We start from the raw sequence: 13,336 nt of genomic DNA on the forward strand, positions 1-13,336 counted from the left end.
AGCCGATCAGCCGATTCCGGGAATGAGGGAGATGATCAGGTCGATGATCTTGATGCCGATGAAGGGCGCGATGAGCCCGCCGAGCCCGTAGATCCCCAAGTTGCGCCGCAGCAGGCGGTCCGCGCTCACCGGCCGGTACTGCACACCCCGTAGAGCGAGCGGGACCAGCGCGATGATGATCAGCGCGTTGAAGATGACCGCGGACAGGATCGCGGAGTCGGGCGAGGACAGGTCCATGATGTTGAGCTTGTCCAGGCCCGGGTAGACCGCCGCGAACAGCGCCGGGATGATCGCGAAGTACTTCGCGACGTCGTTGGCGATGGAGAACGTCGTCAACGCGCCCCGGGTGATCAGCAGTTGCTTGCCGATCTCCACGATCTCGATGAGCTTGGTGGGGTTGGAGTCCAGGTCCACCATGTTCCCGGCCTCCTTGGCGGCCGAGGTACCAGTGTTCATGGCCACGCCCACGTCGGCCTGCGCCAGCGCCGGGGCGTCGTTCGTACCGTCACCGGTCATCGCGACGAGCTTGCCGCCCGCCTGCTCCCGCTTGATGAGCGCCATCTTGTCCTCGGGAGTCGCCTCCGCGAGGAAGTCGTCGACGCCCGCCTCGTCCGCGATCGCCTTGGCCGTCAGCGGGTTGTCGCCCGTGATCATGACGGTCTTGATGCCCATGCGGCGCAGCTCGTCGAACCGCTCCCGCATGCCTTCCTTGACGACGTCCTTGAGGTGGATGACGCCAAGGACGCGGGCGCCCTGCGTGTCCTCGACGGCCACGAGCAGCGGCGTGCCGCCGGCCTCCGAGATCCGGTTGGAGAGCGTGTCGGCGTCCTGGGACACCGTGCCGCCCCGCTCGCGCACCCAGGAGATGACCGAACCTGCCGCGCCCTTGCGGATCCTGCGCCCGTCGACGTCCACACCCGACATCCGGGTCTGGGCGGTGAAGGCGATCCACTCAGCACCGGCCAACTCGCCCTGGTGCCGCTCGCGCAGCCCGTACTTCTCCTTCGCCAGTACGACGATGGAGCGGCCCTCGGGCGTCTCGTCGGCCAGCGAGGAGAGCTGGGCGGCGTCGGCGACCTCGGCGTCGGTGGTGCCGGTCACCGGCACGAACTCGGAGGCCTGGCGGTTGCCGAGGGTGATGGTGCCGGTCTTGTCGAGGAGCAGGGTCGATACGTCGCCCGCGGCCTCAACCGCCCTTCCGGACATGGCCAGTACGTTGCGCTGGACGAGTCGGTCCATGCCCGCGATACCGATCGCGGAGAGCAGCGCGCCGATGGTGGTCGGGATCAGGCAGACGAGCAACGCCACCAGCACGACCATCGTCAGATGCGTACCCGCGTAGTCCGCGAACGGCGGCAGCGTGGCGACGGCGAGCAGGAAGACGATGGTGAGGGACGCGAGCAGGATGTTCAGCGCGATCTCGTTGGGCGTCTTCTGCCGTGCGGCGCCCTCGACCAGGGCGATCATGCGGTCGATGAAGGTCTCGCCCGGCTTCGTCGTGATCCTGATGACGATGCGGTCGGAGAGGACCTTCGTACCGCCGGTGACGGCACTGCGGTCGCCGCCGGACTCACGGATGACGGGGGCCGACTCACCGGTGATGGCCGACTCGTCGACCGAAGCAACGCCCTCGACGACGTCACCGTCGCCGGGGATGATGTCGCCCGCCTCGCAGACGACCAGGTCGCCGACGCGCAGCTCGGTGCCGGGCACCTGCTCTTCCGTAGCGCCGTTGAGCCGCCGGGCCACCGTGTCGGTCTTGGCCTTGCGCAGGGTGTCCGCCTGCGCCTTGCCGCGGCCCTCGGCCACCGCCTCCGCCAGGTTGGCGAAGATGACGGTCAGCCACAGCCAGGCGCTGATCGCCCAGCCGAACCAGTCGCCCGGGTCCTTGAAGGAGAAGACGGTCGTCAGCACCGAGCCGACGAGGACCACGAACATCACGGGGGACTTGACCATCACCCGCGGGTCGAGCTTGCGGCAGGCGTCCGGCAGCGACTTGAGCAGCTGCTTCGGGTCGAAGAGCCCGGCGCCGACACGACTTTGGTCGGGCTTGTGGCCGGTCGGCACATCGCTGTGCGGCGCCCGGGTCGGGGTGGTTGTGGACACGGCGTCCTCTTGTTTGTCTGTGCGGGTGCTCATGACGCCAGCCCCTCGGCCAGCGGGCCCAGCGCGAGCGCCGGGAAGTAGGTCAGACCGGTGATGATCAGGATCGCGCCCACCAACAGGCCGGTGAACAGCGGTTTCTCGGTGCGCAGCGTGCCCGCGGTCGCGGGCACCGGCTTCTGCTCGGCGAGCGAACCGGCGAGGGCCAGCACGAACACCATCGGCAGGAAGCGGCCGAGGAGCATGCAGAGGCCGAGGGTGCTGTTGAACCACTGGGTGTCCGCGTTCAGACCGGCGAAGGCCGAGCCGTTGTTGTTGGCGGCCGAGGTGTAGGCGTACAGGATCTCGGAGAAGCCGTGCGCCCCGCTGTTGGTCATCGAGTTGCCCGGGGTGGGCAGGGCCATCGCGGCGGCGGCGAAGATGAGGACCAGCGCCGGGGTGATGAGGATGTAGCAGGCGGCGAACTTGATCTGGCGGGTGCCGATCTTCTTGCCCAGGTACTCGGGCGTACGGCCGACCATCAGACCGGCGATGAACACCGCGATGATCGCCATGATCAGGATTCCGTAGAGGCCGGAGCCGGTACCACCGGGTGCGATCTCGCCGAGCTGCATGCCCAGCATGGTGATGCCGCCGCCGAGGCCGGTGAACGAGGAGTGGAAGGAGTTCACCGCGCCGGTCGAGGTCAGCGTGGTCGCCACCGCGAAGATCGACGAACCGCCGACGCCGAAGCGGGTCTCCTTGCCCTCCATCGCACCGCCGGCGATGTCGAAGGCGGGGCCGTGGTGGGCGAACTCGGTCCACATCATGAGGGCCGTGAAGCCGATCCAGATGGTGACCATCGTGGCGAGGATCGCGTAGCCCTGCTTGAGCGAGCCGACCATCCGGCCGAAGGTCCGGGTGAGCGCGAACGGGATCACCAGGAGCAGGAAGATCTCGAAGAGGTTGGAGAACGGCGTGGGGTTCTCGAAGGGGTGGGCCGAGTTGGCGTTGAAGTAGCCGCCGCCGTTGGTGCCCAGCTCCTTGATGGCCTCCTGGGAGGCGACCGCGCCGCCGTTCCACTGCTGCGAGCCGCCCACGAACTGGCCGACCTCGTGGATGCCGGCGAAGTTCTGGATGGCGCCGCACGCGACCAGGACGATCGCGGCGATCACCGCGATGGGCAGCAGGATGCGGATGACACCGCGCACCATGTCGGCCCAGAAGTTGCCGAGTTCACCGGTGCGCGAGCGCGCGAAGCCCCGTACGAGCGCCACCGCTACGGCGATACCGACCGCGGCGGAGACGAAGTTCTGCACCGCCAGGCCGCCGGTCTGCACGACGTGGCCCATGGCCTGCTCGCCGTAGTACGACTGCCAGTTGGTGTTCGACACGAAGGACGCGGCGGTGTTGAACGCCTGGTCCGGGTCGATGGAGGAGAAGCCGAGCGAGCCGGGCAGGATGCCCTGGACGCGCTGGAGGACGTACAGGAAGAGGACACCGACCGCCGAGAAGGCGAGGACGCTGCGCAGGTACGCGGGCCAGCGCATCTCGGTGTTCGGGTTGGCGCCGATGCCCTTGTAGATCCACTTCTCGACGCGCAGGTGCTTGTCGGAGGAGTAGACCTTGGCCATGTAGTCGCCGAGGGGACGGTAGGCGAGTGCCAGAGCCGCTATGAGAGCGACCATCTGGAGCACGCCGGCGAGGACGGGTCCCATAACAGTGCTCAGAACCTCTCCGGGAAGACGAGGGCGAGGATGAGATAGCCCAGCAGGGCGACGGCCACGATCAGGCCGACGATGTTCTCGGCGGTCACAGCTTCGTCACCCCCTTGGCGACGAGGGCCACCAGCGCGAACACCGCGATCGTGGTGACGACGAAGGCCACGTCGGCCATCGTGAGCTCCTAGATGAGGTTCGGAATTGAACGGACTAGTAGAGGAAAGCTCCTCCCCGACCGGATTCGGCCACCGTTGACGGCTCCCATACGGGGCGCGGTACGGCTTTGACGCATCCCTTACGGCGATGTTTCGGATGAGGCGGAAGCGGAGCCGGCAGACCACCGGATCCGGGTCCCGGCGCACCGCGTGGGCGACGACCGCGCCCCGCTCGTTCCGCGGCAGCCGCCGCCACGGTCGGTAGGCCTCGACCTCGCGGATCCGCACGATGACGCGATTCCGGGCCCGGCGGTCTCACGTACGTACGACGCTATGGGGCGGCCCGGGCCGCGGCGCTCGGAGGCAAGCCGAACGAGTGGGGACCCCGGGGTTTTCCACAGTGCACCGTCCGGCCCGTGGGGCGGCGGAAACCTGGACGCGGTCCTCCGTGTCCAGGCGGCAGAGCTCCCCGGCCCCTGTCGGATCCTTGACGCGCCCGCCCATCAGAGTCCCGTCAAGGGGTGCTGCACCCGGCCTTCCGGGTCCCTACCGTCGGTCGTATGGAACGCCGTACGGAACGCCGCCACGACACGCGCGCCGCGGTCGACGCACCCGCAACACGCCCCACCGAGGTGGCCCACGACCGCCTCTGGGCCCAGGATCTGCGCAGCTCGATCCGCTGCTCCGCCGCACTCCTCGCCCTGCTCCTGGTGATCGACTGGGGAGCGGGCACCCTCACACCATCGCGGGCCGCCCTGTGGGTGACGCTCGCGCTGCTGCTGTTCCTCGTGCTCCACCCCACCCGCGTCGCCGCCGGCGAGGGCTGGCTCACCTCCCGCGGCCTGCTGCGCACCCGCCGCGTCCGCACCGACCACCTGGTCTCGGTCCGCTGCCTGGACGGCGTCGCCCAGCGCCTCGTCCTGAGCGACACCTCCGGCGCCTCGGTCGAGATCGACCCCCGGGTCCTGGTCGCCAACCCCCCGCTGTGGCACCGCCTGGACGAGGACGCCCGCGTCTCCGCTCTGCGCGGCTCGCTGACCTGCGGGGCGACGGCGCTGCGCCGGGTTTCGGAACGGATCGACCGGGAGACGGCGATGACCGTGTTCAAGGTCTCGGGGATGGATTAGGGCCGTATAGGGGCCGTATAGGGGCCCATGGGTAAGCAGCCCACGGGGGAAATGCCAGACTGACGGCATGACGACAAAGGTTTACTTCGACATCCGTATCGGCAACGAGTCCGCGGGGCGGATCGTCTTCGATCTGTACGACGACGTGGTGCCCAAGACCGTGGAGAACTTCCGCGCGCTGGCGACCGGCGAGAAGGGCTTCGGCTACGCCGGTTCCGGGTTCCACCGGATCATCCCCCAGTTCATGCTCCAGGGCGGTGACTTCACCAGGGGTGACGGCACCGGCGGCAAGAGCATCTACGGCGAGAAGTTCGCCGACGAGAACTTCCAGCTCAAGCACACCAAGCCCGGCCTGCTGTCGATGGCCAACGCGGGACCGAACACCAACGGCTCCCAGTTCTTCATCACCACCGTGGTGACGGACTGGCTGGACGGCAAGCACGTCGTCTTCGGCGAGGTCGTCGAGGGTCTCGACCTCGTCAAGAAGATCGAGGGCTACGGCAGCAGGAGCGGCACGCCGAGCACGAGCATCGTCATCGAGAGCAGCGGCGTTCTCTAACACCTGCTGTCCTGGCCCGCGCTGACGGCCACTCCGTCGTCACCGTGATCCAGACCCGGCAGACGGAGGAAACGACGAGGCCCCGCCTTCACAGAAGGCGGGGCACGCCCTCCGCGTACCACGACGGAGTCGGATCCTCACCAGTCACCCGGCCGAGCCAGTGCCCAGACCTGGACTGCTCCGAACCCAGTGGCCACGGCCATCTCCTTGCCGCCGGAAATCCACTTCAGCGCATAGATGATTCCCCCCCTGGCAGTCCTTTCTGCCGAGGAGTGCACCGTCATTCGCCCGCCAGATCTGCAATACGCCGTCGTAGCCGGCCGTGGCGATCATTTGTCCGTCCGGACTGTACTCGACAGCCGGAACCGTGGCCCCCAGACCGCTCAAAGGGGCATGCGATCTCAGGACTCGTACCGGTTCTCCGCCAGGCCATTGGAACACGTGAATCAACCCGTCATCCACGCCTACCGCGATCTGCCTTCCGTCGACAGAGAAGTCGAATCCACACGTGCGACTTTTCGCCACGCGAATGCTCTCCGCCTGATCTCCGGCCGTCGTGTGAGCCGCGACGGATTCGTACGTGGACCGAGCGATCCTCGTGCCGTCGGGAGTGAATCTGAGGCACGGCGCGCCGACGAAGTCACCGAATCGTCGATGAAACAGGACCTGCAGTGGTCCACCGGACGCGTCGCAGGTCACAACATCTCCCGATGACGTGTAGGCAGCCAGGACGCTGCCGTGCGGCGCCCAGGCAACGCGACTCAGGGCGTGCTTGTAATCCCATGACCGAACCACCTCCGGCCCCACATCATTCGCGGACACCGGCTCCATGACAATCAATCGTTTGGTGGCTCCACCGATTGCCAGCCTGCCATCGGAAGCAAACGCGACTGAACGAGCCGATTGCCCGGGCATGGAGTGAATGACACGACCGTCAGGCCGATCCTTCGACCAGATCCTTACCGTTCCGTCCGCCCCGGCAGTGGCGAGGATTTCTCGCGACGAATCATAATCCAGGCTACAAACTGCGGCAGTCTGATACTTGCCCGGCCCCTTCGCGTGACCCCGGAAGCTCATTAAGAGCTCGAATCGAATTTCACCTAGATCGACTGCATTCGTCTTCTCGCGACGGCTCTTCTTGTATTGCGAACCGATCGCTCCGACCATGCCTTTGACGGCTTTTCGCGCAAGGAAAGAGGCGGGATCTTCCATGGCAATCTCCGATGCATACGGGCGTCGCACCATTCCAGCTGCGGTCCTGTAGTCCCGCCGTTCATCGTCCCACCGCAAGACGTCAAGTGCCCTCAAAACCGGGCGACATCACCAGCGTCAGCGCCCCCACCCGGCGTGTCCTCCGGCACCAGCGTGCCGTCCATCGCCTCGGCCGGCCCCCGGGACAGAGCGAGCCCCTTGACGAGCGGGGGAGGACAGGGCCCATCGCGGTCGTGGGGGCGGAGGTGGAGTGACGGGAGCGCGGGCAAGGACAGGCCGCACGAACAGGCGGAGACGTTCCGGGGTCTTGACGGAAACGTTCCTCTCAACATGCGCCGGACCCTGGGCCTGTGGATCACTGGTTGCATACGCTGGCCCGGTCGTCCGCGCAATGGCCGGAACCCTTCGCTTGCCAGTACGTCAGGAGCACGCCGATGGCCACCGCCGACAAAGTCGCCCGTACGAGCCCCCCTCGCACGAGCCGTCTGCGTGCGTGGATGCTGCAGGGCCTGTCCGACATGGGCAAGGGCACGCAGCGGAAGGAGGCCGAGCCGGAGCCCGTGCACAAGGGCCAGCCCTGGTGGCGGGTGATGTGCCTGACCGGCGTCGACTACTTCTCCACGCTGGGCTACCAGCCCGGCATCGCGGCCCTTGCGGCCGGCCTGCTGTCCCCCGTGGCCACCATCGTGCTCGTCATCGTCACCCTTGCGGGCGCACTCCCCGTCTACCGCCGAGTGGCCGAGGAAAGCCCCCACGGCCAGGGCTCGATCGCAATGCTGGAACGGCTGCTGACGTTCTGGAAGGGCAAGCTGTTCGTCCTCACCCTGCTGGGCTTCGCCGCGACCGACTTCCTGATCACCATCACCCTGTCGGCGGCGGACGCCTCCACCCACCTGGTGGAGAACCCGCACCTCACCGAAGCCCTGCACGGCAAACAGGTGTTGATCACCCTCATCCTCGTCGCCCTGCTCGGCGCGGTGTTCCTCAAGGGCTTCCTGGAGGCGATCGGCGTCGCGGTCGTCCTGGTGGGCATCTACCTGGGCCTCAACGTCGTGGTGACGATCGCCGGCCTCTGGCACGTGGTCACCGAGGGCCACGTCATCACCGACTGGTCCACCGCCCTGACCGCCGAACACGGCAACGTCTTCGCGATGATCGGCGTGGCCCTGCTGGTCTTCCCGAAGCTGGCCCTCGGCCTCTCCGGCTTCGAGACGGGCGTCGCGGTCATGCCGCACGTGGAGGGCGAGCCCGGCGACACCGAGGAGAAGCCGACCGGCCGCATCCGGGGCACGAAGAAGCTGCTCACGGTCGCCGCCGTGATCATGAGCGTGTTCCTGATCGCGACCAGCTTCATCACCACGCTGCTCATCCCGGAGAAGGAGTTCGAGTCGGGCGGCGAGGCCAACGGCCGCGCGCTGGCGTATCTCGCGCACGAGTACCTCGGCAACGTCTTCGGCACGGTCTACGACGTCTCGACCATCGCCATCCTGTGGTTCGCCGGCGCCTCCGCCATGGCCGGCCTGCTCAACCTCATGCCGCGCTACCTCCCCCGCTACGGCATGGCCCCGCACTGGGCCCGCGCGGTCCGCCCCATGGTCATCGTCTTCACCCTCGTCGCGTTCCTGGTCACCTGGATCTTCGACGCCGACGTCGACGCCCAGGGCGGCGCGTACGCCACCGGTGTCCTCGTCCTCATCAGCTCCGCCGCCGTCGCGGTCACCATCGCCGCCCGCAAGGCCGGCCAGCGCAACTGGACGATCGCCTTCGCCGTCATCTCGGCGGTCTTCCTCTACACGACCGTCGTGAACGTCATCGAGCGCCCCGACGGCGTCAAGATCGGCGCCTGCTTCATCGCCGCGATCATCCTCGTCTCGCTCCTCTCCCGGCTCGCCCGCGCCTTCGAACTGCGCGTCACCAGCCTGACCATGGACCCCATTGCGGAACGGTTCGTACGGGACATCGCGAGCCGCCGGGCCCGCTTCATCGCCAACGAGCCCGACAACCGCGACATCACCGAGTACCGCGAGAAGATCGAGCAGATCCGCGCCGACAACGACCTCCCCGCCCAGGAGGACTTCGTCTTCGTCGAGGTCACCGTCCTCGACGCCTCGGAGTTCGAGGCGGGCCTGAACGTACGGGGCGAAGTCATGCACGGCCGCTACCGCGTCCTGACCCTGGAGTCCTCCTCCATCCCCAACGCCCTCGCGGCCCTCCTCCTCTACGTCCGCGACACCACCGGCCAGACCCCCCACATCTACTTCGAATGGACCGAGGGCAACCCCTTCACCAACTTCCTCCGCTTCTTCCTCTTCGGCCAGGGCGAGGTGGCCCCGGTAACGAGAGAGGTCCTGAGGGAGGCAGAACGGGACCGGGCGCGACGGCCGAAGGTCCACGTCGGCTAGGGCAGATCTTTCAGCCCGTCCGGCGTTTGAGGACGAGCGCGCAAGCGCGACAGGGGGGTCTGGGGGCGCAGCCCCCAGGAACGGGACGGGAAGGGGCGGAGGGGGCGAAAAACACCCCCGTCACCCCCCACCCCCCGCACCCTCCCGGCCCTCCCCACCCACCGTGAACCCAATAACGACCCCGCCCCCGTCCCGCCGCCGCGCGAACGGCGCTCCCCCATGCCCCACAGCAACCTCCCGCACGATGGAAAGCCCCAACCCCGACCCAGGCAGACTCCGAGCATCGGCAGCCCGGTAGAACCGGTCGAAAACCCGCTCCAGATCCCCCTCACCGATCCCGGGCCCCCGGTCGAGAACCTCGACCCGAACATCCCCAGACCCACCACCCCCCACGCCCCCCACGCCCCCCACAACGACAACCTCAATCGCCGCAGCCCCACCCCGGTCAAACTTGACCGCGTTCTCCACCAGGTTGGACACGGCCCGCTGCAACGCGGTGGGCCGCCCATCCACCCCCACGTCCCCACTCACCCGCACAACGATGTCCCGCCCACTACGCCGCCGAGCAACGACCGCAACATCCTCGGCAACCTCCCCCAGATCCACCCGCCGCACCGGCTCGGTATCGGACCGCCCCGCCGCAAGAGCCACCAACTCATTGACAAGATCGGTCAGTTCACGGGACTCAAGGGCCAGGTCGGCCACGAGCTCCTCACGCGCGGCAGGCGGCAGCTCGTCGATACGCCGGAGCATGGAGATGTTCGTACGCAGCGAGGTCAGCGGCGTACGAAGCTCATGCCCCGCGTCCTGCACCAGCCGCCGCTGGTCCTCCTCGGACTGCGCGAGCCGCCCGAGCATCCGGTCGAAGGACCGCCCGAGCCGAGCCACCTCGTCGTACCCGGCGACCGGCACCTGAATCCCCAGCCGCCCGGTCCGCGCCACGTCCTCCGCGGCCCCGGCGAGCCGCACCAGCCGCCGGGTGATCCGCCGGGCCAGCCACCACCCGAACAGCCCGGAGGCGATCACGACGGCGGCGACAAGCAGCACGGTCCGCTGCTGAAGCTCGTTCAGCAGGTCCTCCGTGTCACTGAACTCCTGCGCGACCTGGACGGCCCCGCGCCCGTCCCCGAGTGCGACGGTCGCCACCCGGTACCAGTTGCCGCCGACCTCGACCTCCTTGTGCTCGGCCAGCGTCCCCGCGGCCGAGGCGTCGGCGGCCTGCCGGTCGACGGCGGCGACGGGCAGCGGAGGATGCCCGCGGTCGACGACCGCACCACCCGGCCCGAGCACCTGTACGTCCGTACGGCTGGGCCGCACGATCTTGTCGAGCGCCCCGGCATGACCGGGGTCGGACTGAGCGAAGTCCTCCGGCTCCAAGGCCTGCTCGCGCACCTCGCCCCGCAGGTCCTGCACGACCCCGGCGAAGACCGTCTGCTGATCCACGCGTACGAGCCGGGCGGCGGCGTCGTAACTCAGAAACCCGACGAGAACGGTGACGACGGCGGCCACGGCCGCGAAGGACAGCGTGAAGGTGGCCCGCAGAGAGGACACCCGCCGAAGGCGAAGCCGGGCCGGCCGATCGAGGAGCCGCCCGGGGAATCCCTCGGGGAGTCTCAGAGGCACTCTCAGTCCTCCCTCAGGACGTACCCCACACCCCGCACCGTGTGAATCAGCCCGGGCGCCCCGGGCTCTTCCAGCTTGCGCCGCAGATAGCCCACGTACACGGCGAGATTCTTCGAGCCGGGCCCGAAGTCGTACCCCCAGATCCGGTCGTAGATCGTGGAGTGGTCAAGGACGATCCCCGCGTTACGAACGAGCAGCTCAAGCAGCTCGAACTCGGTCCGAGTCAGCTCCACCTCCCGCGCCCCGCGCCAGACACGCCGCGCCTGGACGTCCATCCGCAGCCCGGCCGCGGCGACCTGCGCCGAAGCGACCTGCTGCTCCTGGGGTGCCTTCGCCGCCGGTACGTCGACGAGGGGGCCGTCTCCGCCACGCGTACGGCGCAGCAGCGCCCGCAGCCGGGCGAAGACCTCCTCCACGTCGAACGGCTTGACCACGTAGTCGTCGGCCCCCGCGTCCAGTCCCGCGATACGGTCCGCGGTCTCCACGAGCGCGGTGAGCATCAGAATCGGCGTCCGGTTCCCCTCCGCGCGCAGCACCCGGCACACCTGCAGTCCGTCGATCCCGGGCATCATCACGTCAAGAACCAGTACGTCCGGCGGCGTCCGATGGGCCTGCGCCAGCGCGGCCACCCCATCGGCGACGGCCGTCACCTCGTACCCCTCCAGCGTGAGCGCCCTCTCCAGCGCATGACGGATGGCACGATCGTCCTCGGCAAGCAGCACATTCTGGGGCACCCCACCAGTCTGCCTGGCGCCCGGCCACGCACCACCTGATGAGCGGGGGTACGGGCGGGCTTCTTACCGGCCTCTCACCACGGCCGGATCAAGTCGGTCCGCTCAGTCCGCGCAATCTGTTCAGTCCGCTCAGTCCGCGGCGAACAGCGCGGGCTGGTCGCTGTCGCTCTGCAGATTGACGAAGACATAGCCGCCCTCCGGCCGGGGGCGTACGTCGAACTGGTAGCTCAGCGGCGCGTCGCGGAGTACGACCGATGCTCCCGTGCGCTGCCCGCTGCGGGCGTCCACCCGCCAGAGATGGTGCCACCAGGGGGACGACGTGACGACGTTGATCCGGCCATCGCTCCCCGGAGCCAACCTGTCGATAGCGTCCTCGAAGGCGGTGTGCCACACGCGCCGGCCGTCCGTGAGGGAGTACGCGGACACCTCCTGCCGGCGGCCCTGGGTCGACTCGTTGACCACGCTGATGAACAACCCGCCGCTCACCACCACTTGGAACGCGGGCATGCTCCCGGGCGCCACGGGCCATGCGGTGACCACCAGGTCGCCGTCCGGCCCGGAGACGGGGATGGTGGCCTTGCGGCGACCCGCGTCATCAAAGAGGACGACGACGCCGGCCTCCCGCTGATCCCCTTCGTCGACATGGACCACGATCGGATCGGCGGACAGCACGCCGACGGACCGCATACCGCCGCCCGTGGCCAGCACGCTCTGCCAGGCACGTTCACCCGACGACGCATCCAAGGCCGACAGGCGCGTCGTCACGCCGGTGCCGGACTCGTTCGTGCACCCCTCGGCGACCAGAACACGGTCGCCTGCGGCGTCCAGCTCCTGAATCCGGCAGCTCGGCGACACCTTCGCACTCCACCGCTGGGAGCCGTCGCGCAGTCCAAGACCGATCAAGGCGCCGTTGCCCTGGACGACGGCGACGGAATCGGCCGCCGTCATGACCGCCGTATCGCCGCCCTCCTCACCCTGCGGGACGGACTTTCGCCACAGCAGGCGCCCGGAGTCCAGATCCACCGCGCCGACGGACGCCCCGCACGATCCCTCACCGCCCTGGAACCCGACGATGCCGACCCCCGCCGGCGTGCTCCGGCTCACCGCACACACCGAGGTCCCGGCGGGCGCGGCGGCTCTCCAGCGAACATCGCCCCCCGCCGTGTCGTAGGCGTACAGGCCGTCGGTACGGACGCGTATTGCGGTGGAGGGGTCGGACGCCCAGTAACCGAGCACCTCCACCGACGACGGTCGGTCGCGTCCGACCTCCCACGCCACATCCATGTGCGGTCCGCGCAACCAGGCGTAGCCGAGCCAGGCCGGCCAGACACCGGCCAGCACACCGAACACAAGGACCGCGGCCAGGGTGCGGGCGGACACCGTTCCCGCTGTCTTCCCGCCCAGGCGGGCGACCCACACCGAGACGAACCCGAAGGCGAACGCGAGCAGGAACACCGGGGTCATGCCGCGGGGGCACTGCGAACCACTGCACTCATTGGCCGGCATGTCGACGATCATCAACTTGACGGCCAGCACCCCGTACATCAGCGCGCAGACTCCGCAGGCCCCGGCGACGGCGAAGACGACGAGCACGCCCAGTCGCAGCGTCCACCGCACGGCCAAGTGCCCATCGCTGTCAACGCGTTCGAGCGGTCCCGGGTCCAGCCCCGCGTCCCCCCGCCCCGGCACCAGCTTCATCCATCCCCCCAAGGACACCGCAA

Annotated in this window: 10 protein-coding genes; 3 read left to right on the forward strand and 7 right to left on the reverse strand. The window is 68.5% G+C overall.

The genetic code is table 11. The features are described from left to right. Nucleotides 1-6 precede the first annotated feature (6 nt). From kdpB to kdpF, 3 genes are read right to left on the reverse strand one after another with little or no spacing between them, the layout of a single operon-like run. Nucleotides 7-2,139: a potassium-transporting ATPase subunit KdpB gene (gene kdpB / locus OG266_RS18955; protein WP_371547165.1), complete on the reverse strand. Its 2,133-nt coding sequence runs from the start codon at nucleotides 2,137-2,139 to the stop codon at nucleotides 7-9. After that, nucleotides 2,136-3,800, reverse strand: coding sequence for a potassium-transporting ATPase subunit KdpA (gene kdpA, locus OG266_RS18960; RefSeq protein WP_371547167.1), 1,665 nt, complete (start codon nucleotides 3,798-3,800; stop codon nucleotides 2,136-2,138). Before kdpA ends, kdpB begins: the two co-directional genes overlap by 4 nt. Nucleotides 3,801-3,808: 8 nt before the next feature. Further along, nucleotides 3,809-3,898 carry a K(+)-transporting ATPase subunit F gene (kdpF, locus tag OG266_RS18965; protein WP_266456782.1) on the reverse strand — a complete coding sequence of 30 codons (90 nt, stop codon included), beginning with the start codon at nucleotides 3,896-3,898 and terminating at the stop codon, nucleotides 3,809-3,811. A 620-nt stretch (nucleotides 3,899-4,518) separates the two neighbouring features. Here kdpF and OG266_RS18970 point away from each other — a divergent pair. Continuing rightward, nucleotides 4,519-5,085, forward strand: coding sequence for a hypothetical protein (locus tag OG266_RS18970; protein WP_371547170.1), 567 nt, complete (start codon nucleotides 4,519-4,521; stop codon nucleotides 5,083-5,085). Between the two features lie 67 nt (nucleotides 5,086-5,152). Then, nucleotides 5,153-5,644, forward strand: a complete 492-nt coding sequence (locus tag OG266_RS18975) for a peptidylprolyl isomerase (protein ID WP_266456787.1) — start codon at nucleotides 5,153-5,155, stop codon at nucleotides 5,642-5,644. A 144-nt stretch (nucleotides 5,645-5,788) separates the two neighbouring features. On the opposite strand, the gene OG266_RS18980 is transcribed toward OG266_RS18975, so the two are convergent. After that, on the reverse strand, nucleotides 5,789-6,856 hold the full coding sequence (locus OG266_RS18980) for a WD40 repeat domain-containing protein (protein ID WP_371547173.1): 1,068 nt from the start codon (nucleotides 6,854-6,856) through the stop codon (nucleotides 5,789-5,791). 434 nt (nucleotides 6,857-7,290) lie between these two features. Here OG266_RS18980 and OG266_RS18985 point away from each other — a divergent pair, with 434 nt between their 5' ends. Then, a complete protein-coding gene (locus OG266_RS18985) occupies nucleotides 7,291-9,258 on the forward strand; it encodes an amino acid transporter (protein ID WP_371547175.1) in 1,968 nt (655 codons plus the stop codon). Between the two features lie 120 nt (nucleotides 9,259-9,378). Here OG266_RS18985 and OG266_RS18990 read toward each other — a convergent pair whose 3' ends face one another. From OG266_RS18990 to OG266_RS19000, 3 genes are all read right to left on the reverse strand, one after another. After that, on the reverse strand, nucleotides 9,379-10,809 hold the full coding sequence (locus OG266_RS18990) for a sensor histidine kinase (protein ID WP_371547177.1): 1,431 nt from the start codon (nucleotides 10,807-10,809) through the stop codon (nucleotides 9,379-9,381). Nucleotides 10,810-10,883: 74 nt separating this feature from the next. Beyond that, nucleotides 10,884-11,615, reverse strand: coding sequence for a response regulator transcription factor (locus tag OG266_RS18995; RefSeq protein ID WP_371547180.1), 732 nt, complete (start codon nucleotides 11,613-11,615; stop codon nucleotides 10,884-10,886). A 129-nt stretch (nucleotides 11,616-11,744) separates the two neighbouring features. Further along, nucleotides 11,745-13,313 carry a PQQ-binding-like beta-propeller repeat protein gene (locus tag OG266_RS19000; RefSeq protein ID WP_371547181.1) on the reverse strand — a complete coding sequence of 523 codons (1,569 nt, stop codon included), beginning with the start codon at nucleotides 13,311-13,313 and terminating at the stop codon, nucleotides 11,745-11,747. Nucleotides 13,314-13,336 lie beyond the last annotated feature (23 nt).

Origin of the sequence: Streptomyces sp. NBC_00554, assembly GCF_041431135.1 — a bacterium.
In the GTDB taxonomy this organism is placed as follows: domain Bacteria; phylum Actinomycetota; class Actinomycetes; order Streptomycetales; family Streptomycetaceae; genus Streptomyces.